The 24,024-nt window shown below is 46.5% G+C and carries 18 protein-coding genes and 4 tRNA genes; 9 read left to right on the top strand and 13 right to left on the bottom strand.

The genetic code is table 11. From position 1 onward, the window contains the following. Window positions 1-8: 8 nt before the first annotated feature. Window positions 9-1,025 (bottom strand): nucleoid-associated protein YejK, encoded by a 1,017-nt coding sequence (gene yejK / locus CWB99_RS16885; RefSeq protein WP_138552812.1) that lies wholly within the window; start codon window positions 1,023-1,025, stop codon window positions 9-11. Window positions 1,026-1,091: 66 nt separating this feature from the next. Between yejK and CWB99_RS16880 the strand changes: the two genes are divergently transcribed. The 5 genes from CWB99_RS16880 to CWB99_RS16860 all read left to right on the top strand — a co-directional run bounded on the left by CWB99_RS16880 (window position 1,092) and on the right by CWB99_RS16860 (window position 6,171). Then, the gene (locus CWB99_RS16880; protein WP_054013983.1) at window positions 1,092-1,304 is read left to right on the top strand and encodes a DUF1414 domain-containing protein; all 213 of its coding nucleotides are present in this window, start codon (window positions 1,092-1,094) and stop codon (window positions 1,302-1,304) included. Window positions 1,305-1,308: 4 nt separating this feature from the next. After that, a complete protein-coding gene (locus CWB99_RS16875) occupies window positions 1,309-2,805 on the top strand; it encodes a DUF3413 domain-containing protein (protein ID WP_138552811.1) in 1,497 nt (498 codons plus the stop codon). An 83-nt stretch (window positions 2,806-2,888) separates the two neighbouring features. Further along, window positions 2,889-3,362 (top strand): DUF4124 domain-containing protein, encoded by a 474-nt coding sequence (locus CWB99_RS16870; RefSeq protein ID WP_138552810.1) that lies wholly within the window; start codon window positions 2,889-2,891, stop codon window positions 3,360-3,362. A gap of 133 nt (window positions 3,363-3,495) precedes the next feature. Continuing rightward, window positions 3,496-5,220: a bifunctional isocitrate dehydrogenase kinase/phosphatase gene (gene aceK, locus CWB99_RS16865; RefSeq protein WP_138552809.1), complete on the top strand. Its 1,725-nt coding sequence runs from the start codon at window positions 3,496-3,498 to the stop codon at window positions 5,218-5,220. Window positions 5,221-5,232: 12 nt separating this feature from the next. Next, on the top strand, window positions 5,233-6,171 hold the full coding sequence (locus CWB99_RS16860) for a LysR family transcriptional regulator (RefSeq protein WP_138552808.1): 939 nt from the start codon (window positions 5,233-5,235) through the stop codon (window positions 6,169-6,171). A gap of 33 nt (window positions 6,172-6,204) precedes the next feature. On the opposite strand, the gene CWB99_RS16855 is transcribed toward CWB99_RS16860, so the two are convergent. After that, on the bottom strand, window positions 6,205-6,597 hold the full coding sequence (locus tag CWB99_RS16855) for a hypothetical protein (RefSeq protein ID WP_138552807.1): 393 nt from the start codon (window positions 6,595-6,597) through the stop codon (window positions 6,205-6,207). Window positions 6,598-6,824: 227 nt separating this feature from the next. On the opposite strand from CWB99_RS16855, the gene CWB99_RS16850 reads away from it, so the two are divergent. From CWB99_RS16850 to CWB99_RS16840, 3 genes are all read left to right on the top strand, one after another. Then, window positions 6,825-7,685, top strand: a complete 861-nt coding sequence (locus tag CWB99_RS16850) for a hypothetical protein (RefSeq protein WP_138552806.1) — start codon at window positions 6,825-6,827, stop codon at window positions 7,683-7,685. 106 nt (window positions 7,686-7,791) lie between these two features. Continuing rightward, a complete protein-coding gene (locus CWB99_RS16845; protein ID WP_138552805.1) occupies window positions 7,792-8,202 on the top strand; it encodes a hypothetical protein in 411 nt (136 codons plus the stop codon). A gap of 62 nt (window positions 8,203-8,264) precedes the next feature. Further along, window positions 8,265-9,176 (top strand): M14 family metallopeptidase, encoded by a 912-nt coding sequence (locus CWB99_RS16840; protein ID WP_138552804.1) that lies wholly within the window; start codon window positions 8,265-8,267, stop codon window positions 9,174-9,176. A gap of 1 nt (window position 9,177) precedes the next feature. Here CWB99_RS16840 and CWB99_RS16835 read toward each other — a convergent pair whose 3' ends face one another. Further along, window positions 9,178-9,768, bottom strand: a complete 591-nt coding sequence (locus tag CWB99_RS16835; RefSeq protein WP_138552803.1) for a CBS domain-containing protein — start codon at window positions 9,766-9,768, stop codon at window positions 9,178-9,180. 343 nt (window positions 9,769-10,111) lie between these two features. Here CWB99_RS16835 and CWB99_RS16830 point away from each other — a divergent pair, with 343 nt between their 5' ends. Next, complete coding sequence (locus CWB99_RS16830; RefSeq protein ID WP_054013993.1) at window positions 10,112-11,068, top strand: FHA domain-containing protein; 957 nt, start codon at window positions 10,112-10,114, stop codon at window positions 11,066-11,068. A gap of 17 nt (window positions 11,069-11,085) precedes the next feature. Here the strand turns inward: CWB99_RS16830 and CWB99_RS16825 are convergent, their stop codons facing one another. The 10 genes from CWB99_RS16825 to CWB99_RS16780 all read right to left on the bottom strand — a co-directional run bounded on the left by CWB99_RS16825 (window position 11,086) and on the right by CWB99_RS16780 (window position 23,850). Next, window positions 11,086-11,607 carry a DUF962 domain-containing protein gene (locus CWB99_RS16825; RefSeq protein ID WP_138552802.1) on the bottom strand — a complete coding sequence of 174 codons (522 nt, stop codon included), beginning with the start codon at window positions 11,605-11,607 and terminating at the stop codon, window positions 11,086-11,088. A gap of 234 nt (window positions 11,608-11,841) precedes the next feature. Further along, window positions 11,842-13,758: an exodeoxyribonuclease V subunit alpha gene (gene recD, locus CWB99_RS16820; RefSeq protein ID WP_138552801.1), complete on the bottom strand. Its 1,917-nt coding sequence runs from the start codon at window positions 13,756-13,758 to the stop codon at window positions 11,842-11,844. Next, a complete protein-coding gene (gene recB, locus CWB99_RS16815) occupies window positions 13,758-17,294 on the bottom strand; it encodes an exodeoxyribonuclease V subunit beta (protein WP_138552800.1) in 3,537 nt (1,178 codons plus the stop codon). Before recB ends, recD begins: the two co-directional genes overlap by 1 nt. Further along, complete coding sequence (gene recC, locus CWB99_RS16810) at window positions 17,281-20,580, bottom strand: exodeoxyribonuclease V subunit gamma (protein ID WP_138552799.1); 3,300 nt, start codon at window positions 20,578-20,580, stop codon at window positions 17,281-17,283. The genes recB and recC overlap by 14 nt, the downstream gene beginning before the upstream one ends. Before the next feature lie 158 nt (window positions 20,581-20,738). Further along, entirely contained in the window at window positions 20,739-21,767 is a 1,029-nt protein-coding gene (locus CWB99_RS16805) for a GGDEF domain-containing protein (protein ID WP_138552798.1), read from the bottom strand. Window positions 21,768-21,924: 157 nt separating this feature from the next. Next, a tRNA-Ser gene (locus CWB99_RS16800) sits at window positions 21,925-22,015 on the bottom strand. A gap of 109 nt (window positions 22,016-22,124) precedes the next feature. Beyond that, a complete protein-coding gene (gene nadA, locus CWB99_RS16795) occupies window positions 22,125-23,168 on the bottom strand; it encodes a quinolinate synthase NadA (protein WP_138552797.1) in 1,044 nt (347 codons plus the stop codon). Window positions 23,169-23,298: 130 nt separating this feature from the next. Beyond that, window positions 23,299-23,374: transfer RNA gene (locus CWB99_RS16790), tRNA-Lys, on the bottom strand. A gap of 168 nt (window positions 23,375-23,542) precedes the next feature. Beyond that, window positions 23,543-23,618 (bottom strand) — tRNA-Lys (locus tag CWB99_RS16785). A 156-nt stretch (window positions 23,619-23,774) separates the two neighbouring features. Beyond that, window positions 23,775-23,850, bottom strand: a tRNA-Lys gene (locus CWB99_RS16780). Between the last annotated feature and the right edge of the window lie 174 nt (window positions 23,851-24,024).

Genomic DNA, 24,024 nt, shown 5'->3' with positions numbered 1-24,024 from the left:
TTCTCTGTTTACTCACTTTCTTGCTGATAGAACTTTTCCAGCTGATCTTTGAGGTTCGGTGGCACGCCTTTAATCGTCAAAGTATCACTTTGCGGATCATACAATACTCGTTCACCAAGGTGCTTGCGCTCAAACCCAACGCTCACACCACCACCCAGACCGGAGAATTTAACCATAGTGGTGACGGTTTTTTTATCAAGCGGAAATGACTCTTCCAGTTCATAGCCCTGCTGCTTATAAAAGTCTTCAAACTGAACATCCGAAGACTTAGACACTGTATCTGACAAAGACTCGACATCAGCATCTTCGCCACTATTGATACAATCATTGCAATAATCAAAGACCTCTTTGCGGATCGCGTCTTTCTCTTCTTTGCCAAACTGTTGCTCAGCCAGGTAATCTTCAACAGCGTGTAGCATAGTTTGCGACTGCTGTTTAGGGTCAATACCTTCAGCACAGCCCAGAAAATCAAGAAAGAAATCTGCTACTTTTCTGCCCGCACGACCTTTAATGAACGAGATATAACGATGTTCATCCGCTTGCGTATCCCAGGCGGTTAGGTCTATACGTGCGGCAAGCTGCATACGCGAAATATCCAAATGCCGCGATGCCGCCAGGTCCAGTTCAGACGTAATGGAGTAATGCTCTTTGATATTGATCATCGCTATCAGCAAGTAATCGCTCGCAATATACTGATAATGACAAAACACCAGATAGCCAGTCTCATTGAACGCATATTTGTTCAACTCTTCTTTCAACACTTCAGTTGCTTGCTGCGTCAAATGCCAAAAAGCCAGCTCGTTGTTACGATAGCTCTGCATTGCCGACGCAACACGGCTGTCTTTATCAGGATCAAAAGCACAAAAGCCTTTCCCAGGCTTGCCATTATATGCATGGTGGAGTTGCTCAATGAATACCGCTACACGATCATTGATCTGCATCTCATCTTCACGCAAATGAATTTGTGTTTCTTCGTCTTGCTTGTCTACATAGTGTACAACAAGCTTGTTCACCTCAATGCTCATCTTTGTTTTTAACGCCTCTGGTGTTAGAATAGAAAGAATTATAACTCTTTTTATTTGAACCAACCGATGCCTATCCAGTCAAAATATTCCAACCAACAAGTAGAACAAATTGTCGACCAACTGTTAAATGTACTGACAGAGAATCAGGCAACCGTCGATTTAAGCTTAATGTGTTTAGGAAATTCTATCACGCACATCATTAAAGAGCATGTGCCAGAACAGAAAAGACAGGCGGTTGCTGAAAATTTTGCCAAGGCGTTGACCCAGTCGGTAAAGTAACTGAATGAACCTTTCTTCGCACAGCCCTTTTTCGTCAAAGGCCAGTCAGCTATTAAGCTGGGGGCACTGGTTTACCTTTGCAAACATTGGTTTAGTTTTACTCATTACCTTAAGCTATCTGGCCGCAGACAAAGCGCCTTCGACGGCACTGGGCTGGCTGTATATGCTGGTCACCTGGCTCAGCCATACCAGTTTCATCACTTTCTGTGTTTTTGTGCTGAGCATATTCCCGCTCAGCCTGGTTTTCCCTTACCCAAGACATATTCGGGGTATGGCAGCCTGTATTGCAACACTCGGGATCTCGGTCCTGTGCATTGATGCATTTGTCTATTTCCAGCTGGGTTATCACTTAAACCTTCAAGCATTACCCGAGATACTCTCACTTATCTGGAAAACCATCAGTGGCTCTCCGGCCATCAACAGCCTGATCGTGCTGGCCATCATAGCCTCGATTCTGAGTTTTGAGCTTATCGTCGGCAATCATGCCTGGCGTCACCTGGAGCGCCTCAAAGGCTACTCATTCCCCAAGTTAGCCAGCTCGATTCTGGTAACCTGTTTTGCAACCAGCCATATTATGCACATCTGGGCAGACGCAAATAGCTACTTCGACATCACTATGCAAGACAATGTACTGCCCTTGTCCTACCCTACAACGGCCAAGACTTTACTTGCCAGGCACGAATTACTCGATATGCAAGAATACAAACAGGCCAGATCACTCAATGTCGGGCCCAATGCAGTGACCTATCATCCACCAGCGTCATTGGATGTTTGCCCTACGCAAAGCCCCCCTGTCCACCTCGTGATTGCGACAGCACTGACAGAACAAACTGAAAGGTTACTGGCGCATCCATCCTGGTACCATTCAGATCAATTGCTGGCGCCAACAAACATTGAGGATTTCAGGTTTAATCTAATCTATGGTCTTCCCGCATACTATAAGAAGCCGCTGATGGCGAACGAGCAGCCTCCGGTCTGGTCCTCGCGCCTCACCTTATCTGTGACGGGAATGCCCCAATTCGATTATATTGGCAAGGTTGCTGATGCAAACATTGTCGTATCTTACGCAGGCGAAGGCGATTCGTTACCAGAAGACGCGCCTGCTACAATAGTCATTGTCGAGCCTGATAGCTCAGATATTGTTACAACAACACGTTTTATTACCAATATACCCGCTTTTTTTGGGCACTCGGAGTTGATTCAAATAAGTGACGTGATGACCACGATCATCGCAGAACAGTTTAAATGTAGTCCACTCGCAACAGCAAGCATGCTAGGCAATAATGTCGCTACAGATACCCTCAATGAAGGTGTAAACTACTCTCGCGGTGTGCTCATTGCTTACAAGAAAGACCGCATCACGCTCATCGCTCAGGATGGCAGCTACAAGCAGATATCTGCCAAAGAGGGGTTCACCTTAGATCAAAAGCTTGACGTCCCCTTCTTAATTCAGAGTATCAAGCGGCTTAAACAATTCAATCAGGCGCCGGCGAGAAACTAACGCGGCGTCAGTTCGAACACTTGCGATATTCACCAGTTTTACTATCTTGAAATGTAAACACAGGTTTCAGGGAAGCTTTTACTATGAGGATACTGATGGTCTTACTTTGGCTATTATTGCCAATGATAAGCTCGGCAAAAACAACATTCAGCTACTATAAATGTGTCACCGGAGAAACGACTGTGTACAGTCAGCATCCGTGTGCAGCCAACGCGACACAACATACTTTAAGCCACTCCAACCCTGAAGCGCCCGCCCCTGATGGCCAGTACACGAAAACACTCAACAACATAGAGCGACAACAGCTTGTCCTCAGGTTGAAGAAAACACTTCGGGCTAAAAAACAGCAAGCCGCAGTATTGGGCAGAAAAAGAGATGAAGCAACCAGAGATGAGCAGAGACGCATTTCTCGCATGATGGAAAAAAGTGAACGCGCTAAGACACTCAAAGACGTAAAACGTAATATAAAGTCTATTAATACGGCGTATCTCAAGGAAGTAAAAATTCTAAATAAAGAAATAACGAGACTGGAGAAGCGCCTTAAACATTTAGAATAGCCCTTTGTGTCTTAACCCAATTTCACTAACGATTTGTTCGATTTGAACAAGCACTTTGGTACATCCTAAAGCGTATTCGAACTTGAGAGACTGACATTTGTGCGCTAAAGTAACTCGCAGTTCAGGAGGTCCGATGAGTTGCCAAGTTCAAACAATCGCAGAATACATACTGTCAGGGTTCCATGCCCATTTTGCGCTATTTCAAAAAATCACGGCGCGAGCTCCGGTTGCATTTGCACAACAAAGGTGGGGGGAAATTGAACAAATCAGTAAACAGCGGATCAGTTTGTACGATGCCCGAGTCAACGACACCGTCGAAGCACTGAAAAAGCAAGTCACACTAGCTCCCCCTGACGAGTCACTCTGGCATCAGATAAAACAATACTACGCAGCGTTACTTTCCTTTCACCCTCAGGCTGAACTAGCCGAAACATTCTATAACTCTGTCTTTTGCAGATTGTTTCATCGTCGATACTATAAAAACGACTTTATTTTTGTCGCAACCACGCTTGAAAACCCCACAACCTTACCCATTGAAGCCGAATTCCGAAGCTATTTTCCTGTGGTTTCAGGGCTCAAACCCACAATCCGAAACATGATTTCACATATGGATTTACAATGTGGTTTTCGCGATTTGGAACAAGATATTAGACTGCTGGTTAAAGCCTTCATCAAACAGGCACCGAGTACCCACCACAGCCACCATGGGCTGCGCTTTGATATTCTCACCGCGCCTTTTTATCGTAACAAGGGGGCTTATATAGTTGGTCGGGTTGTGTCAAAGTCAGGTGTTCAGCCATTCATCATTGCGCTATTGCATCACCCTCAGGGTGGCATTTATATCGATGCGCTACTAACCAAAAGTGCACAAATGCGCGTCATTTTTGGCTTCGCTCGCGCTTATTTCCTCGTTGAAACCCAGGCCCCCTCAGCAATGGTAGGATTTTTACAGCAGCTAATGCCAAATAAAACAACTGCAGAGCTGTATAATGCCATTGGATTTCACAAACAGGGAAAAACCGAATTCTATCGCGACTTTCTCTTTCACCTGCAGCACAGCGAGGATATCTTTACCGTAGCACCAGGCACGCCAGGTATGGTAATGATGGTATTTACCCTTCCCAACTTTCCTTTTGTCTTTAAAGTGATTAAAGATGTTTTTGCTGAAAGTAAACCCTTCGGCAGGGAAACCGTCCTGGCACGCTACCAACTGGTAAAAAGCCATGACCGTGTGGGTCGTATGGCCGATACCATCGAATACTCCGAAGTGGTGATCCCCAAAAGCAAGTTTTCTTTGGATTTGCTGACTCAACTCAAGGCTACAATCGCCAACAACTTGAGAGATGAGGGAGATTATGTCGTCATCAAGCATTTATACATAGAGCGACGCATGACACCGCTAAACCTTTTCTTACAAACTGCCGATGAACAAACAGCCAAACAAGTTATCGAAGACTATGGTCATGCTATCAAGGAAATGCTCAGCGTTAATATATTCCCAGGAGATATGCTGCTGAAAAACTTTGGCGTGACCAAACATCATAGAGTGATATTTTATGATTACGATGAAGTGCAGTATCTGACGGATATGAACTTCAGGCCCATGCCTAAGCCGTCCCTGGAAGACATATATAGTGGCATAGCAGAGCCCTCAGCTGCGCCAAATGATGTATTTCCTGAACAATTGTGTACATTTGTACTGACAGACTCTAAACTCAGAGCGGTGTTTGAGCATGCCCATGAATCATTGCTTAAGGTGGAGTATTGGCAGCAAGCTCAGCGGGACGTAAAAACACATGTTGTGAAACAGATATATCCCTACCCGGCCAAACAACGTTTCTACCAGCATATAGAATAATAAAGGAACACCGTGAATATAAGTAAAATTGACCTGAACCTATTGGTTTATCTGGATACGCTACTACGAGAATGTAATGTAACTCGGGCAGCAAACCAGTTAAGCATTACTCAACCTGCAATGAGCAATGGTCTGAAGCGGCTAAGAAATTTGTTTAACGATCCCATTCTGGTTCGAACGAGTGAAGGCATGGTACCCACAGAACGCGCACTGGAGCTCCAGCCTGTTATCCGTGGCATTTTAATGACATTGGAAGAAACGCTGGCACCAAATCGAGAGTTTGAACCCGGGCAAAGCAAGCGGGTCTTTCGGATTATGGCCAGTGATTACGCAGCCAGTACACTGGCGCCTAAATTGCTGAATAAGCTACATATGGAAGCACCTGATACCACACTCGACATTCTCACACCCAGTGATGTTACTTTCCACGACGTGGAGAATGGCAAGGTAGATATGGCGATCAACCGATTTGAAAACTTGCCCCAGTCTTTCCATCACAAACGCATTTGGAAAGACAGCTTTTGCTGCTTGGTCAAGTCAGACAACCCAATCCGGGCAGGCTTTAATTTAGATGCCTACTTAAAGGCACGACACATATGGGTTAGTAAGACCGGCTTTGGCGTTGGCGTGGGTATGGATCCGGCTGACGTTCAGAAACTGGGGTGGGTGGATGAAGCTCTGGCCCATTTCGGGAAGCACCGTAACATCGCTACGTTTACACGCAACTACCACGTTGCAATCCACCTGGCAAAAGAGCAAAACTTAATAGCGACCTTGCCATCAAAAGCCGCCAATATCTACCGCGACGATCCTAACCTGACGATCCTTGAGCCCCCTTTTCCTATTCCGCCATTTGAATTAGACATGATCTGGAGCCCGCTCTTGCACCGAGACGCCAGCCACATCTGGTTAAGACAAAAAATAGCGGAAGTCGCAGAGGCACTCAAATAGCCCTCAGTTCAACAACTGATATAGGGGTATCCCCTATATCTCATTCTCCAGCATTGCCAGCGCACGTTTCTCACTGTCACATACTTCACCATTTGCTTCACTGATTTTGTGAGCGATTGATACGGCTAATTCGCGCATGGGTTTGTCTACAATGTGACTCAATCTGTGCTGAATATAGCTCTCCGTCTGCTCCTGCTTAATGGCTACCAGACACTTACCCAGTGCATCATCCATATAATCCTGTAGCGAGATAGCTGAATTCCAGTGCAAAGTTTTTGCCCAATCCCGGACAATGTTCATTTCCTCAGTTTCAATTTTTCCATCAATACTGACAAACAACAGAGCAATATCCAACAAGGACTCTTTTTGTAATTGCTCCACACATATCCCCATATCGAAGTGGTTCAATAGTTGTTCAAATTTCATATTAATTAGTTCCTTGTAATTGAGATGACCCTTACCAGTGGCAGCGGTGATAGTATTGCCAGGCTCGCTGAAATCTTAATTTCCTCTGCCTGACGCCTGCGTGCCAATGTCTGATATATAATCAAACCTAGCATTCAAACATATTCTACAAATGCCAGGTTGTCACTTTAAAAATCGTCAACTCACCCCCTCTGAGCTAGACTTTCTTAGAAAACACGGGAGTCGCTATGCCTTTATTGAAACTCTTATTTTTGAAAGTATTACTTATTTTAGGCTTATCACTGTCTGCTCACGCTCGTATCTCGATTTCTATAGAGGAAGATATTTATCAGTACGCGAAGGAAATTCTGGCGGAGCAATCCATTTCCAATTTCTCTGCTGAAATATTTAACCATCCGAAATGCCAACGTGATGTTGTTGAGTTTCTCATCGCGCAACGTGCACTGCGTGAAGGAGGGTTTAAACACACTTTTAGTTTTACACTGGGCAATTACGATGCAAGGAACCTGAAGTTACTGGAATCAGGCTTACTGCTGATGAGTTTTGATACAATCTGGCTCACTCAGGCCAAGTTGATTGACAATGATGTTTATATCTCAGAGCCTATCATCGAAAAAGGAAAGTACTTTGCAGGGATCTACACATCAAACACCAACAAAGCACGTTTGCGCAATAAAATTACCAAAGATCTCAGCAATGTGAGTGTGGTAAGTAGCAAAGCCTGGTTAGTTGACTGGCTCACACTCAAGGCACTCTCCCCTAAGCAGCTTCATCATGAAGACGACTGGATCACAATGGCAAAGTTGGTCAGCAATGGCTGGGTTGATGTCATGCTGGTCTCCTTCAACAATACTCGCCCGTTTTTCTACGAAGGGGCGGGTTACCGGATAGAAGCCATTGAGGGAGTAAAGGTAGCGCTTCAGGATAGCCGCCATTTTGTCGTTTCCAGGCACCACCCACTCGGCACAGAGGCATTTGATGCGCTAAAACTAGGCCTGGCAAAGTTAAAAGCCAATAACTTTATCTACCAGGCTTATCGCCAGTGCGGATTCATCAATCCTTTGGTTGATGAATGGCACACTCTTTAACCCTAAAATCGCAATTATCAGTTTTAATTTTAGGTATTCATAATTCTTCCATTTTCTTCTCCTAAATTTCCAGCCTCTCGGGAATTTGTCATATTAGGAACAAATAATGAATGAACTAAAATTGGAAGTGAACACTACTTTTTACAGCGTCGTTGGCGCTTTCGTTATTGCGCTGCTGGCACTGGCTGGACTTTTCACCGAACTCAATCTGTCTTTTCTGGCTAGCCTGCAAATCACTCTAGCCTGTGTGGTAACCATTGCATTTGCCATCCACTTTTTGATGAGCCTGGCCGGTCATAAACGTGTGACATTGTGCAATCAGGGACTGTCATTTTTTAGCCTGACAGGTCGTCGACATTACGTGCCCGCTGAAAACATTCAGTCTATCGAGTTCGTTAATTACGCGGGTCTGACTATTACTCAGGTCAAAACTCACACTGGTGTCATTAAGCTATTGGCTTTTAGAGTACGTAAAGAACAGCAACAGCGTCTTAAAAATATGGGTTACCTGGCGTAGATAACTTGCTCCGGGTACCTATTCTGATTAGCATGCAAATATCAGTGGAAAAGAGACATGTTATGACAGAACAGTATTCAATCGGACAGGCCGGTAAACCGTGGGACCAGGAAGAGAAGCAACAATGGTTACTACAGCAAACCAAAAAACGCGATTATTTTGAAGATATTGTGCCCAGCATCACTGCACTTAATACGCGCTTTCAGGTTGAGCAGTATGGTGTACTAAAGTATGAAAACCACTATCCTGTGTATGCTCTGAAATCTGCACCATGGTGTGCAGAATTACCAATTGTGCTCGTAACTGGTGGTGTGCACGGTTACGAAACCAGCGGTGTATTAGGCGCGCTGGCATTTGCCAAAAAGCATGCCCACACTTATCAGGGGAAATTTAATCTTGTTGTGCTACCGTGCATTAGTCCATGGGGCTATGAAACGATTAACCGCTGGAATCCGCTGGCTGTCGACCCCAACCGCTCTTTCCATTCACAGAGTCCGGCTGAAGAGTCCGGGCTCGCGATGGACTATGTAAATGGTTTGCAGGAACAAATTATCCTTCACATCGACTTACATGAAACTACGGATACCGACAACAGTGAGTTTCGCCCGGCACTCGCTGCTCGCGACGGAAAAGTCAACCATAACTGGAATATTCCGGATGGGTTTTATCTGGTTGGACACAGCCAAAAACCTCAGGCAGAGTTTCAGCGACACATCATCAACACAGTGAAGAAAGTCACTCACATTGCCGAAGCGGATGAAAATAATGCCCTGATTGGCGTCTCTGTACAGCAGTTTGGTGTCATTAATTACGACGCCACCAAGTTAGGACTCTGTATGGGAATGACAAACGCCCCCTACGTGACAACCACTGAAGTTTACCCTGACAGCCCAAATACGACACCGCAGAATTGTATTGACGGACAGGTTGCCTCTATTGAGGGTGCTATCAGCTACCTCAATAGCATCATGTAAGTCACGCCATTAGTTCCCCGTGCTCGTGAATAATCTCAAAAATGTCTCTAAATGAATGAGCTTTTTGAAAAATGTTTACGGGCACATGCAAAGCCCGCGCAATATCAGACGAGGAAATCATACCTCTTAAACCGCCCTTTTCATCCATTAGTAAAACATGCTGCTGGCCAAGCTCCCTGAGCGTCTGTAACACGTCACCTATCTTTGCGTTTGCAACGGTCGTAAAGCGCATTGCATGCAAGTCTTGTTTTTTCGTCATCACATCTTCAACGGTTAAATCGCTGCGCGCCACTTGTCGTTTCTGAGCAATTGATAACACCCGACGGCCCGACAAATCCTTCGAGTCCACGACCCCCAAGAAAGTATCATCATGGTCCACGACCAGCTTTGATCGTACGTGGCCGTTCAACATCATATAAACGGCATGATCTATGTCTACATCTTTCTGGATCATCTGTGGTTGGCGTCTTGCAAAGTCAGTGATCACCTTAGTTGCAGGGCTCGACAAACTCAGCGCTTCTGCGTCATAGTAATCACAAAACTGATAGACCCCTTCTAGCTTTAGGGTTTGTAGCGATTTGTATTCACTCATATGTTCTCCGCTGCCGAGCTATGGCTACACTCTAAGGAAAATATGGAACATAGTTGCATTTTATGCAAGGCACAAATCACTCGGTGTAATCCTCTGTAATGGCAAGTTCAAAGCGAACTGATTACAATGTTAGGGTTCGCAATTGTCTTTGCCCGGACACAAATAATGACCTGTTGAATCAGGCCTTATTATTGTGAATATTTCCTGAAATAACAGTACCCGCTTCGGCGGGTCCTTTTTATAAACTGAAGGTAACTAAGGAAATAGTCCCTTCAACAAGGTAGAATCTCCACCGACATTCAAAATCGTGTGCGTCACTTATACGGAAAGTTAGGAAAAATTTATGGCTTATTTAATCGATGAACAGAAACTAGAAAAAATTTACCTGAAAAGTTATCACACTTTTGGGCGTTACAAGTTTAATGTAGATACGTTCGTCGATAAGCCCGGTATTTCAAGGCACCATGCCATTATTGAGCACGCCAATGACACTTGGTTGATCCGTGATGTCAGTACTAACGGCATCTGGATAAACGATAAAAAGATCGATAAAAACCTTCCTTATCAGCTCTCGGAGCACGATAAAATAGATTTTGCTGCCCCAGGCCAAAACTCTTATGTTGTGGCTAACTTAAATGCCAATTGTCAGTACCTGGTTTCACAGAGCAACCCAAATCAGGTAATTGAACTGGAAAATCAGATCTTACTCCCAAATGATGAAGAGGCCAGTCACATTGTCTATTTTGATGCGTTACTCAACTACTGGTTCCTTGAAGATCTCAATACTTCAGATAGACAAGCCCTGATCGATGGTGGTGTTGTTTCTCTGTTTGGCCAGCAGTGGCTATTCTACTGCGCCAACACATCAACAATGACCAAGCACCTCGACAATCAGCCTGTGGTGAAACCAATCGCCCTTAATTTCAGCGTCAGTCAGGATGAAGAAAAGACCGATTTGACACTAGAGCTGGAGGGTCAGGAAATTGACCTCGGTTGTCGTACACATCATTATCTGATGCTGTTGTTAGCCAGAACACGTATTGATGATAAGCAAAATGGCATGGACACAGAGTCTCAAGGGTGGCTTTACCGAGAAGATCTCGCCAAAGCACTGGGAGTACAAACTAATCATATGAATATTATGGTACATCGCGCTCGTAAGCAGCTTACCGAAGCCGGCGGTGACAGAGCACCTGAGCTGGCTTATGTGCTGGAAACCAACAATGGTAAAATTCGCCTGAATTGTCAGAATATTACCATTGTTAAGGGCTGCCAGTTAGAAACTCGGATTTCTATCTAGTATCTAGCCATAGTATCTTAAGGCCGGTATGGACCGGCCTCACTGTTTATACGCTGCTCAAGTGCCCTAAAGCAACCTACCTTATTTAATAACTCCATCATCACAAACAAAGGGCCTATCAACAACCCCATCAGGTCATCCGCAAAAGCCGGTTTTTTTCCTTCAAAAAAATGCCCGATAAACTGGATAACCCAACCAATGACAAACAAAGCAAGTCCCATCACATAAAACCAGACAACGTCAATGCCCGCCTGAGCCACAACCTCAAATGCATAATTGGCTGCAATCTGACAAACCAACAAAAACCCTATCATCCAGCTGCCGAGTGTGGGTGACAGATATAAGTAGTAAATGCTAACGAGCAGAATCAAACAGGCGGACAAGGTTATCTGGGCCTGCTCAAACAGTCCCAAGGGTAAAAATGTCATCCAGACAACCGCAAACACAATCAGGGGGACACCGACAAAGTGCGTTGCAATATTGCGCTTATCTCTGTGATAAAGCGCGTAGTTGATCAAGTGTTGTTCAAGTGTTTTCATCTTTCTTATTCTTTTGAGTAATTACTTTATTTTATAAAGCCGTAATCCGTTGAAAAAGTCAACACTGTCCCAATATTAGACTACCCATGTCTTACAGTTACTAGAAATAAAAATGCCGCCAGGCTGCTGGCGGCATAAATCACTGGGTTATCAACGGTGATGAACACGGTTTGTCATCTCCGTTATTAACTACTGTAGACCAATCAGATAAACAAACAAGATAAAAACATAAATTTAACCCAAACGTAACCTTTCACTCATTCCAGAGTGTCGCCCGGCCTGTGTCTGCATCGATAATTGCAACACCTGAGGCTGACAATTTAATTCCAGATGCCGTTTAGCACGGGTGATACCCGTATAAACCAGCTGACGATTCACCCCTTTTCCTGCTCGCTGAATTGGCGGCAGGATCAATGCAGTATAATCAAACTCAGACCCCTGCGACTTATGAATGGTCATGGCATACACCAGTTCAAAACTAGGGAGTCTTGCCGGGTAAAAGTGCCTTACTTTGCTTTGTTCATCGATAAAGGTTGCGTAAAGCTGGCCATCGTCGTCGGGCAATAAGATCCCAATATCACCATTAAAGAGCTTAAGCTGATAATCATTTTGCGTAATCATAATAGGCATACCCGCATAAAATCGGCTGTATGGTACAATCAGCCTGCGCTGCGCGAGTCTTTGCTCTATCCGCCTGTTGAGCTCAGAAACACCGTAAGGACCTTCTCTGACCGCAGCCAGAAGCTGATACTGGCCAAACAGTGTATGGATGTCTGCTGCACCGCGATTGTCCTCAATGGCCTTCAGATAGACACTATATTGATCCGCTGCACGCTCAAGCAAGGCATTGTATTGCTCAACACCGAGACCATAAAAGCTCAGGTCGCTATACCCGTGATTTATGACCTGCTGCAAATGCTCTGGCTGATTATGATTGACGGCACTGGCCAGCTGGCCAATCCCACTGTCACTTTTAAAGCGATGGCTTTGCTGTAAAAATGCCGTGGCATCGGCCAGCGCATAACGGCTCGCTTTGCCTTTTAATACTGTACTGCCTGCAAAGCACACCTGATTTAAAAACGCCGCTCGATTCGCCGTGTATGGAGGTTGAGCTCCCAATATCAGATGACCGCACAAGTCGCTCAATATGCTACCTGTATCAACCGAAGCAAGCTGGTCTTTATCTCCCAGTAAAATCAACCTGGCATGAGGAGGCAATGCCTTCACCAACTTGCTCATCAAAGCCAGGTCAACCATAGAAGCTTCATCTACTATCAGCAAATCGAGGTGCAGCAAATTCTGCTCGTGATGAATAAATCGATTCGTATTTGGGATAACGCCAAGCAAACGATGAATGGTTTGAGCCTGCTCGGGGATCAGCGCAGCCAGCTCAGGGCCCAGTGCCAGTCGCCCTTTCGCACCAATTATTGATTCGCTAAGTCTTGCAGCAGCTTTACCCGTTGGCGCCACCAGTTTTATACCCAGCGGCACATCGGCATACAGCGACTGTAAAATCGCCAGCAACTTGGTCACTGTGGTGGTTTTTCCAGTCCCCGGGCCACCTGTAATCACGCAAAAACCGCTGGATGCAGCCATAGCGCAGGCAACCTTTTGCCAGTCAATTCCCTGAGCCTGATTGTCAGGAAAATACTGGTCCAGCAAATCACTTAACTGCGACTCATTCAGACCGATGGATTGCTGTGCCATCGATTGAAAACGTTTACTTAGATACGCTTCATACTCAGCCAGCCGCCCCAAATATAGCCGACCTGCGAACAACCTCAGCGGCCTGCCCTCTCCTACAGCAGGGTGTTCGCTTAACGCCGTCAGTGCCGCCTCGGGATCATCAAACGGGGTATAAGGTAATGTAGTCACCAAATCCGACATGCCAGAAAACGCACTTATATCGTCTGCACTTAGCGCAAAAGGATTCTGCCAGTCTATTTCTGCAAGTAATAAGCACGTATGCTGACTTTGCTCAGCCCGTTGCAGCAATAAAATAAGATAAAATACCGTGTCGAATCGCTCCTGACATAGCAGCTTTGCCAATGCTACATCCGCAGCACGCACGCGCCGGGCATGTATTAACAGAGCGATATAAGCCTGATGGTCCAGATTGTCGGCTGGGAATTCAAACATACTCTGTGACATTATTCTTCTCCCGCCTCGAATAAGGCATCCAGTTGCAACAAAGTGTCTTCATCAAGTTGTGTAAAGAAACATCCGGCACCATCGGGTAGCGCCCGCAGGAACAGATAATAGACGCCACCCAGATGACGCTGCGGGCTGTAGTCGGCAAGGCGGTGCTTCAATAGCCGGTGTAAGGCAACGGAGTAAATTAAATACTGAAGGTGGTACTGATGAGAATTCATTGCCAGTGCAAGATTATCAGCCTGATAATCGGCTGCGGTATCCCCCAGATAATTTGATTTATAATCGAGGATGAAATATCGCCCCTGCCAGACAAAAATCAGGTCAATAAACCCTTTGAGCATGCCCTGTACTTCATCGAAGCGCAAGTGGCTGGGCGCGCCGGTAATTTGCGCAACCAACTTGTTGAGTTTGGTATAAGACAACCGCTTTAGTGGTAACTGAAACTCCATTTCTACCAGACAATCCGAGACGCTCAGCTGGCTCAGCGTCAACTCAGGAGACGGGTTTAATGGCGCATTCAGACACCCCAAAATCCAGTGCTCCACGGTTTCCTGCCACACCGTATCGAGATGATACTTCTCAAGACAGGCTAAGGTGGCTGCTGCCAAAGTCAGCTTGTCTGGCGAGACAGGGGCATGTGGCGAAGTGAAATCTATCTGCTCAAATATCTCGTGCAAACAACTACCGGCTCTTGCCCCTTTGACAAAAGTGTATGGCGTATGACGTTTGACCACACTTGGCTCAGGTAAGTCAATTTTATGGTTCTCATCTTGCGCCCCAACGGGTCGCTCAGCACTGGCCTCATGATAGCTGAGCTGGCTGAAACTCGTCATGCGCCAGTTCTGCTCAATGCTAACCTCGACGGGCCGGGTGTATGCAGTTTGAGATTGTTCAGTGTCGGTTGGCTGATAAAGGCAAGGCACCGTTTCTAATGTCTGGTAAGCCATCTCTTCTTTACCTGCACACAAGTTCCTGAGTTGCTCATGCCATTGTGTTGCCTGGGTTACTTTGTCCTTGCCGAATAGCACATATCCCAAGGCACTTTGCTGGATCCCCGGCTTTTTACTGCGACCCAGCGGCAGGTTATACAAACCAAGACTGCAGTAGTGAATTGCCCGGGTCAGCGCAACATAAAGCAAACGGATATCTTCTGCCAGGCGTTCCTGCTCAGCGCTCTGTTGTGCCTGTTCGTCGGCATCCAGGTTAAGTACCAGCTCACCGTTTTCATGATAAATCGCGTCATCTGCTCTCCTGTAAGCACTGGCAAAAGGCATGTAGACCAGCGGATATTCAAGTCCTTTAGACGCATGCATGGTCACGATTTTGACCAGATCAGCATCACTCTCCAGACGCAGCTGAGTGCCCTCATAGTTGGGGTTGACACACTGAGACTGCAACCAGCGCATTACCCGCTGTGTACCTTCCAACTCAATCTGTTTATGCTGCAGCAATTCAGCCAGATGTCGGTAGTCGGTGAGCCAGCGCTCAACCTCAAAACCCGCCCGCTGCCAAAGTAATACAAGTTGATTATCAACCAATAAAGACTCCAGTGTGGCCATCGCCCCTTGCTGATACCAAAGCTGCTTGAGCTGGGCGAACTGCATAAGATAGCGCTGCCATTGCCCTTCCTGAGTGCGCAGAGCATAAATTTGCTGCTCATTCAGAGCAAACAACGGCCCCGCCAGAACCCCGCGTAATGCAGCTTCATCATAGCTGCCATGCACAACATGAAGTAATTGCCAGACTGCTTGCGCTACTGGCTGAGAAAACACGCTGTCCCGGGCCAGATATACGCTACTGACTCCGGCTAACTGCAAAGCCTGTTTGATTTCACGCGCTTCATTTCTGTCGCGAACCAGCACACAAATATCCGCGGCCTGTACTGCACGCTGACCTATACACGCTCGCCCCTGCTGCGCCAAAGTCAAAAGCTGAGCAATCTGGGCTGCAAAACCTTGCGCCAGCATAGGGTAGGCTTTGGCTTTTGGGGTTACGGGTGTCTCATCATCTTCAAGCACATTGAACTGTAAGGCTGGTGGTTCGACGCCATCCAAGGTGAAGGTATTGTCAGCGTCTTTACCCGCAGCACCCACTTCAATAAAGGGAATATCGCGATTGAAAATAAAGCTATCTGGTTGCGTTGTGAAAATGGCATTGACGGCTGACACCACACGCCGGGAAGACCGATAATTTTTATCCAAAGTAAACTGCCGTGTCTGTTCAACCTGCCGCTTGGCACCGATATAGGTGAAAATATCTGCACCACGGAATCCATAAATAGCCTGTTTAGGGTCGCCAATCATGGTCAGCCCCTGACCATTTTCGCTACCATAAATGCGTGAGAATATACCAAACTGGGTTGGATCTGTGTCCTGAAACTCGTCAATCATGGCTACCGGATAGAGCTGCGCTATTTTGTCTGCTAACACCTTACCTTGCGTACCCAGCAATGCCTGATGTAAGTTTTGTAGCAAATCGTCCGGAGAGATAAGGCTATGTTCCAGCTTAGAGCGGCTCATCAGCGTGCGAACTTCTTGCAGCGCATGCTGTAGCAAAGCAATTGGCAACCCTTTAGACACACTCTGGTGTAACTGTGCCATCTCATCGAACCATGCCACGGCTGGATGAACAACAGGCTGACCCGTTTTAGTATAGTTTTTTGGGTCGCTCAGCTGGGCCTCGCCCCATAACGCAAACGAATGCTTACTGGTGCCAAATTCAAAAAACCAGTCTTCACCCATGCAATAGTCGATCAGCGCCTGAATATTTGCAGGTCGCCCGGGGGCTTTATTTTTAGCCAACCCGGCATCACGCAATACCTGGAAAAAATCAGAGTTCAGAAGTTTTTGCTTAAACTGCGCGGCCTGGTTCTGATATTGTGCTCTCTGATCCAGCACGCTTGCCAGGTCAAGTTCTGGCCTCAGTTGAGCATCTGCGCGTTTGAGTATCGGGTAGAGGCGTTTCGCTAAGGCTTGTGGGTGCGAAAAATACGACAACACCAGCTCAGTCTTATCCGAATCCAGGGTATAAACGAATCGTCTCCAGTGGTCCTCCACGGCCGCATTGAACAGCTCACTGTCATCCAGAATAAACTCCAGATTAAAGCTCAGGTTAGATTCAAATGCGTGCTGCTTGAGCATACGCTGACAAAAACCATGAATAGTAAAAATTGCGGCTTCATCCATCGATTTCGCCGCCGCATCAAGTAAATGATAGGCACTTTCATGGTCTTCAACCTGCGCCAGCAGTTCGTTAATCAAGGTGTCATTGCATTCGTCACCAAGCAAAGCATCCCTTGCCTGCACAATTCGTCTGCGCACCCGGTCTTTAATCTCCTGGGTAGCCGCTTCAGTAAAGGTCACCACCAGGATCTGTTCGACACTATAGGGAGTCGACTGTGTTTTTGAGTCAACTAGCCCCAACAGATAACGTAAATACAGGCCCGTAATGGTATAGGTTTTACCGGTTCCGGCACTGGCCTCAATCAGGTTGTGGCCAGATAAAGGCATCGTTTGTGGATCAAGCCGTTTCATAGCGGGACTCCTGCGCAAGGTCAATAAGCGGTGTCAGCATCTCCAGACTCAGTTGCGTAAATTCGTTTTCGCAGGCCAGTAATGACGGGAAACTCAAAGCAACATAAGGGTCTTCACTGTCTCCAAACCCAACATATTGGCCTCCCTGAAATTTATTCAACGCTTTGCTCATGTCTTGCGTTTTACAGAATTCGTAACTGGTAGCCGGGAAAAAAGGCACCGCACGGGTGATCAACTGGCCATAGAACCTCAGCCATTTTGACAACTGTACATGCGCCTCATCCCTGCTGATGGGGGGGAATATCACTTGCTCGTCCAGCCCGTATACGTGGGTTTCTACCTCCCGTGTTACGCAGTTGGCGACTAAGTGCATCAGGTAACCGCGGATCCTGTCTTTACCTTTAATACTGGCTGTGCGATAAAACACTTGGCGTCCCAGGTACACATTACCCAGCCAACCCTGCAAGCGCGTCGAGCCTATTTGCAATGCAACCTCTACGGGCTCTGACTGCTCAGTAACGACGCCTTTTAGCCGCCCCGATAAGGCTGCAATGCGTCCTTTTAGTTTTTGTAATTCTACCACGCCAACATTGGCCTGAGGAAGCTGAGCTCGCTGCAAAAGTTGTGTTTCAGGCAAAGGAGTTTCGGTTAGCTCACTATGCAAAATTTCGTCGAGATACTGATAGCGTGTCAACGGGTCTAATGCAAAGGGTTCACTATCTGATAACTCTTCTTCCAGCGAAACCAGACGAACCCCCAGGGTAAATTGATAAAACCAGCGCTGCGGCGCAAGGCAGGCACGCAGAAATTCAGCCAGTTCGAGTTCATCCGGCAAACCAACGTCGATATATTTTTCTGTATCTGACTGCGTCACATCTTTGTGAGCCTCACTCTGATGTGGGCACCAGTTGGGATTAAAGCTGTGCAGTGGACCAGACTGATAGTGTTGCCTGCTAAATGGTTGCAAAGGAGCTTGCAGGTAGATTTGCTTACTGGGTTGCAGTGCGTCATCCTGATAACAAAAAGCACGATCCAGATACTCACATAACTCACTGACCAGAATTGATGGCATCTGCAGCTCATTATTGTAGCAGGAGCGTCCCAAATAGCTGATGTACAAATGCTGGCGCGCGCTGAGCAGCGCTTCGAGAAACAGATAACGATCATCTAATTTACGCGACCGATCCCCTTTTCGACGTCGTGAATACGGCACCAGATCAAAACCAATTGGCTGCACCTGTCGTGGATAGTCGGTGTCATTCATTCCCAGCAAGCACACCACCTTAAACGGCACTGCTCGCATCGGCATCAGGGTACAAAAATTCACCGCGCCCGCTAAGAAGCGCTGACCGACTCCTTTATCTTTGATCCCCTGACGCACCTGATGCAACACAATTCTGGCATCCACAGGGCCGGTAAAGTCACCGTTATCATGGTGCTTTTCCAGCTCATCGATGACCTTGTGTAATTGCAGTAGATCCCAACTTTGGTCCATTTCCTGATCATAAAAATCAGCCAGTACTTTTCTCAATACCACACTTTTTTCATTCAGCGGTGTCGCAAGCATCAACTGATTGCGGGTATGCTCTAGCGCTTCAATAAAGGCAATCAGTTTGCTCAGCGTATTGACCGCCATGCCTTCTACGGCATCAGCTGGGTAAATCTCATCATAGGCCGTTAGCTCATCGGCGCTGGCAATGCCTAACAAGAGCCGCTGCAACCCATGCCGCCAGGTATTCAAGGAAATTTCTGGTAACCCATAATCACGCTTATGCTGCCCATTTAACCCCCACTTAACCGCGACCTGCTCAAGCCAGGTTTGGATCTGGACAAACTCACTTGCCTCAACACCAAAGCGCCTGCTAATTGGCTCCACACCCAACAGATCCATCATGTCTGACACACTAAAGCGGTTAAACGGCAATCCAACTAATGTCACAAAGGAATTTAATACTGGCTTTTCCTGTTCTATGCTCATATCCGCCAGGGCAAACGGAATACTTCTTGGCCCCGAGGCACTTCCAAATACCGCTTCGATATAGGGGCTGTAATTACCCACATCTGGCATCATGACAATGATATCCTTGGGTGTCAGTGTCGGGTCTTCATGAAATAAACTCAGCAGGTGATCATGCAGTAACTCAACCTCACGCAAAGGTGTATGACAATCACTGAGCAGCACCGATCTGTCATTTTCTTCAATGATCTGTCGCCCTTCAGAGCAGACATACCAGTTAGGGTCGGCAACTAGAGACTCACCTTTAAAAGCCAACTGATAGATCTCCTGCTGCAACTGAGCCAGTAAACTACTACCAAAATGATCATCAAAGCCGTCCAGCCAGCGGGCATCGGTTTGCAGTAACTGCTCAAGATAATCTCGGCCTAACTTGCCCCAGGAAGATAGTAAAGGGTTACCGGTATTATAGTAACCGCCCTCTCCCGCCTGCTTTTGTAACTGAGCATCCAGTGTGGGTTTAATCTTATATTTCGCAAGGATCTTTGCCTGAGTTTTCTCATCGACCAGATCTCCCCAGTAATGCTCACTGGGATTGAAGAAAAACAGCAGCACATCAATCTTCTGTGCCAAGGCATTAAATATTTCTAACTGGTTCGTTGCCATCGCAGAAAGACCAAAAATACTGATCCGCTCTGGCAATGTTGAAGGGTCTGCATCTGCCAGCTTTGCCAGCAGCTGTTGGTGCATATTCGCCCGGTTGTAAGGGCTTTGTCCCAAACTGTGTGTATGCGAGACCAGTGCCCGCCACAAATCAGGCTGCCAGGGCGCGATACCAACATCTACATCTTCCAGGGGATCTACCCCCTGTTCCCATTGTTCAAGCCAGTTGGGGCGGTACATAAGGTATTGGTCGTAGACATCCGCAATTTTTTCACACAATGCAAAGCGCTTAAGCTCAGCCTGAGGGCTATCAATTGTGTCTTCCAGGTACGCTCTGAGTGGTTCATAGACAGGGGTTGAGAGCTTCTCAGGTAATAGCGTAAAGAGCTTCCAGCTCATATTATTTTTATTGAAAGGTGACTCTTTTGGCACATCGGGCAAAAACTGTTGATAGAGGCACCAGATGAAGCTCAGTGGCAGCGGGAACTCCACCTGCGCCGCATAACCAATATCGCGGCTCAAGCCATTTTTAAGCCACTGAGACATACCCGGAGACTGAACCAGCACAACTTCGTTGGCAAAGGGGTCCCGCAGGGGCGCTTGTTTCAGCACAGTCGTAAACTGAGATTGAAGGGCTTCCATTCGATTTGATTGGATTATGTGCAACATAATGATGTCTCGGGCTTTTTAAGCAGGTTTCGGACTTAGGACAGTGTAAGAGATTTCACAGGTGAATAGCAATGAGCCAGGACAAGCCCGCTATCTGACGGATATGTGGAATTAGAGTACGGTAACTGAGTACAGTTACCGTCAATTGCTTCTTTTGCTCAGAACAAGTCGATCCCTGAGCCTTCGTCGTGGCGCTCAAGCTTATTGGTATTGAGCAGGGTTTCGAAAAATGCGACCTGATCACGGCCATTTTCTTTTGCGTAATATAACGCTCTGTCTGCATTTTCCAACACATTGATTGGGAAGTCATAGGGGCTGATCCGAGCAAGTCCGGCGCTCACTGTGAGCTTTTTGACAAACGGAAAGTGCGTGCTTCGAATAAGTGCTAAGAACTTTTCCAGTTTTGCCTCTATAGACGCTTGGTCTGTCGGCTCAAACACCAATACAAACTCTTCGCCGCCAAATCGAAATAACAGATCCGTGGAACGGAAAAACTGTTGCATTTTCTGTGCAACCAGCAACAACACTTCGTCCCCACAAACATGACCGTAGTTATCGTTAACCTGTTTGAAATGATCTATGTCTATCATCGCAAGCCAGGATGTGGCCCCCTGATGGAAAGTACGGGGATCCTGATCATCGCGAATATGGCGATTTTGTTTAATGACTTGCTTTTCAAGCAGCTGCTTCAGCTTTTTCTCAAATGTTTGACGATTTAATAAGCCAGTGAGTTTATCCCGCTCATTTTCATGCAATATGGTCAGATAGTTTTCGTAGATACGGACAAAGGCATTGAGCAGTACCTGTTCATTACTGTCGAGGCCACCAGAGTGCACTTCAATCGCACCAACCGGTGTTTCATGGATATTGATAGGTAACCAGCGCTTTTCTATGCCATCTGCACTTTGCACCGTAATAATGCAGGAAGACTGCAAACAAGAAATCAATTCAGACTGAGGCTGTTCAATGACTTGCCTGTCAAGCCATTCAAACTCTCGCTCGCCGTGCATGGTCAGGCCAATACTGCGCTCAACAGCAAGATCTTCTTGGGTATTAAAGTTTTTATAGACACATAAGTGCTTACACCCTACCAGCTCCTGAATTGTAGATAGCAGGCTGTATTCGAGTGAATCAATGTCTCTTGTTTTAGTTATTTTAATTACTGAATTGAGTAGCTCTTCTTGCATTCGAAACTCACAGACTCGATTTATGCCAGATATAGTAACGGCTTTTTACCAAAGTGTGTACTACCAAGTTTAGCAACAACCAGTGATCATGAAGTCTAATTAAGACGTGGTACAAAGCAAAAAGGCGTCCAACTGGACGCCTTTTCAAAATAAGGAATGGCGGAGAGAGAGGGAGTCGAACCCTCGATACGCTATAAACGTATACACGAGTTCCAGTCGTGCGCCTTAAGCCACTCAGCCATCTCTCCGCGCTGTAGCACCGCTTGGGTGCGGCGCTAATACTATGAAAAGCGTCGCAATTTAGCAAGTATTTTTTGTAAAAACACAGCTAAATGCTTAGTAACTAAGCAACTTAGTCTATTTTTGTAAGCTTGCAGAGAAATCCAACATACGGTTAAGCGAGCGTAGTGCACCTTCGCGTAACTCCATGTCAACGAAGACTTCTTTTCCGCTTGGGTCTAGTAGCGCTTCTTCAATGGCTTTAAGGCCGTTCATTGCCATCCACGGACAGTGAGCACAACTCTTACAGGTTGCCCCTTCACCCGCCGTTGGCGCCTCGAAGAACTCTTTTTCAGGGCATAACTGCTGCATTTTGTAAAAGATACCGCGATCAGTCGCTACGATGAACTTCTGATTAGGCATTTCCTGCGCCGCTTTAATCAGCTGGCTTGTTGAACCCACAGCATCTGCCAGATCAACGATCTCGGCTGGCGACTCTGGATGCACCAATACTGCCGCATCGGGGTGCAGGGCTTTCATGTCTTTAAGCGCTTTGGTTTTAAACTCATCGTGAACGATACAGGCACCGTTCCACATGATCATATCGGCACCGGTTTTCTTTTGGATGTAAGAACCCAAGTGTTTATCTGGTCCCCAGATGATCTTCTCGCCTTCTGAGTCCAGATGCTCAACAATCTCAAGTGCACAAGACGAAGTCACAATCCAGTCAGCGCGCGCTTTCACTGCGGTTGAGGTATTAGCGTATACAACCACTTTTCTGTCCGGATGTTGATCACAAAACGCAGAAAACGCGTCGATAGGACAGCCTACATCCAGAGAACAGGTTGCTGCCAAAGTGGGCATAACAACGGTTTTTTCTGGTGTTAAGATCTTGGCGGTTTCACCCATAAAGCGTACACCGGCAACGATGATCATATCGGCATCTTGTTGCTTAGCACCAAAGCGAGCCATTTCCAGCGAATCCGCTACGCATCCACCTGTTTCCTCGGCCAAAGCTTGGATCTCAGGATCAGTGTAATAATGGGCAACCAGGACAGCGTTCTTTTCTTTGAGCAACGCTTTAATTCTGGTTTTATATTCGGCTTGTTCCTGCTTAGTTAAAGGCGCAGGTTTTGGAGGAAAAATATAATCCTCCGGCATAATTTGTTCTGCTAGACTCATTCTCTCGACCACTAGTCCACATGACGGAATATCCGCGAATTATACGAAAATCGGGGCAATAATCCTAGTTGAAGACGGTATTTTGAAGGAATATTTAAGAGAATATGAAAGGATAGGGATTCAGCAAGAATGGTGGGTCATGATGGACTCGAACCATCGACCAATGGATTAAAAGTCCACTGCTCTACCAACTGAGCTAATGACCCGCTCGGTGTTAAAGTGCCATTAAGTCGTCCTGACGCTTGGAGCCGGCTACCGGTTAGCGTCGTCGTCCTGACTCGCGTTCGAAAACTGCGAAGCGATGCTTCGTTTTTCTCACCCAACTGAGCTAATGACCCGCTCGAAAGTTACTTAAGTAATACACCAAATGTGAATGGTGGGTCATGATGGACTCGAACCATCGACCAATGGATTAAAAGTCCACTGCTCTACCAACTGAGCTAATGACCCGCTCGGTGTTAAAGTGCCATTAAGTCGTCCTGACGCTTGGAGCCGGCTTGTCGTCCTGACTCGCGTTCGAAAACTGCGAAGCGATGCTTCGTTTTTCTCACCCAACTGAGCTAATGACCCGCTCGAAAGTTACTTAAGTATCACACCAAATTTGAATGGTGGGTCATGATGGACTCGAACCATCGACCAATGGATTAAAAGTCCACTGCTCTACCAACTGAGCTAATGACCCGCTCGGTGTTAAAATGCCATTAAGTCGTCCTGACGCTTGGTGCCGGCTACCGGTTAGCGTCGTCGTCCTGACTCGCGTTCGAAAACTGCGAAGCGATGCTTCGTTTTTCTCACCCAACTGAGCTAATGACCCGCTCGAAATTTACTTAAGTATTACACCAAATGTGAATGGTGG

It is taken from the genome of Pseudoalteromonas rubra (assembly GCF_005887095.1).
In the GTDB taxonomy this organism is placed as follows: domain Bacteria; phylum Pseudomonadota; class Gammaproteobacteria; order Enterobacterales; family Alteromonadaceae; genus Pseudoalteromonas; species Pseudoalteromonas rubra_E.
This window is presented reverse-complemented; position numbering and strand designations above follow the sequence as displayed.

Bases quoted from the DNA above. Each gene is read 5' to 3' on its own strand.
- CWB99_RS16845 (WP_138552805.1), top strand. From the start codon at position 7,792: ATGAATGAACTAAAATTGGAAGTGAACACTACTTTTTACAGCGTCGTT.
- recB (WP_138552800.1), bottom strand. From the start codon at position 17,294: ATGAAACGGCTTGATCCACAAACGATGCCTTTATCTGGCCACAACCTG.
- CWB99_RS16875 (WP_138552811.1), top strand. From the start codon at position 1,309: ATGAACCTTTCTTCGCACAGCCCTTTTTCGTCAAAGGCCAGTCAGCTA.
- CWB99_RS16855 (WP_138552807.1), bottom strand. From the start codon at position 6,597: ATGAAATTTGAACAACTATTGAACCACTTCGATATGGGGATATGTGTG.
- CWB99_RS16880 (WP_054013983.1), top strand. From the start codon at position 1,092: ATGCCTATCCAGTCAAAATATTCCAACCAACAAGTAGAACAAATTGTC.
- nadA (WP_138552797.1), bottom strand. From the start codon at position 23,168: ATGAGTCTAGCAGAACAAATTATGCCGGAGGATTATATTTTTCCTCCA.
- CWB99_RS16840 (WP_138552804.1), top strand. From the start codon at position 8,265: ATGACAGAACAGTATTCAATCGGACAGGCCGGTAAACCGTGGGACCAG.
- CWB99_RS16870 (WP_138552810.1), top strand. From the start codon at position 2,889: ATGAGGATACTGATGGTCTTACTTTGGCTATTATTGCCAATGATAAGC.
- CWB99_RS16835 (WP_138552803.1), bottom strand. From the start codon at position 9,768: ATGAGTGAATACAAATCGCTACAAACCCTAAAGCTAGAAGGGGTCTAT.
- yejK (WP_138552812.1), bottom strand. From the start codon at position 1,025: ATGAGCATTGAGGTGAACAAGCTTGTTGTACACTATGTAGACAAGCAA.
- recD (WP_138552801.1), bottom strand. From the start codon at position 13,758: ATGTCACAGAGTATGTTTGAATTCCCAGCCGACAATCTGGACCATCAG.
- CWB99_RS16825 (WP_138552802.1), bottom strand. From the start codon at position 11,607: ATGAAAACACTTGAACAACACTTGATCAACTACGCGCTTTATCACAGA.
- CWB99_RS16830 (WP_054013993.1), top strand. From the start codon at position 10,112: ATGGCTTATTTAATCGATGAACAGAAACTAGAAAAAATTTACCTGAAA.
- recC (WP_138552799.1), bottom strand. From the start codon at position 20,580: ATGTTGCACATAATCCAATCAAATCGAATGGAAGCCCTTCAATCTCAG.
- aceK (WP_138552809.1), top strand. From the start codon at position 3,496: ATGAGTTGCCAAGTTCAAACAATCGCAGAATACATACTGTCAGGGTTC.
- CWB99_RS16850 (WP_138552806.1), top strand. From the start codon at position 6,825: ATGCCTTTATTGAAACTCTTATTTTTGAAAGTATTACTTATTTTAGGC.
- CWB99_RS16805 (WP_138552798.1), bottom strand. From the start codon at position 21,767: ATGCAAGAAGAGCTACTCAATTCAGTAATTAAAATAACTAAAACAAGA.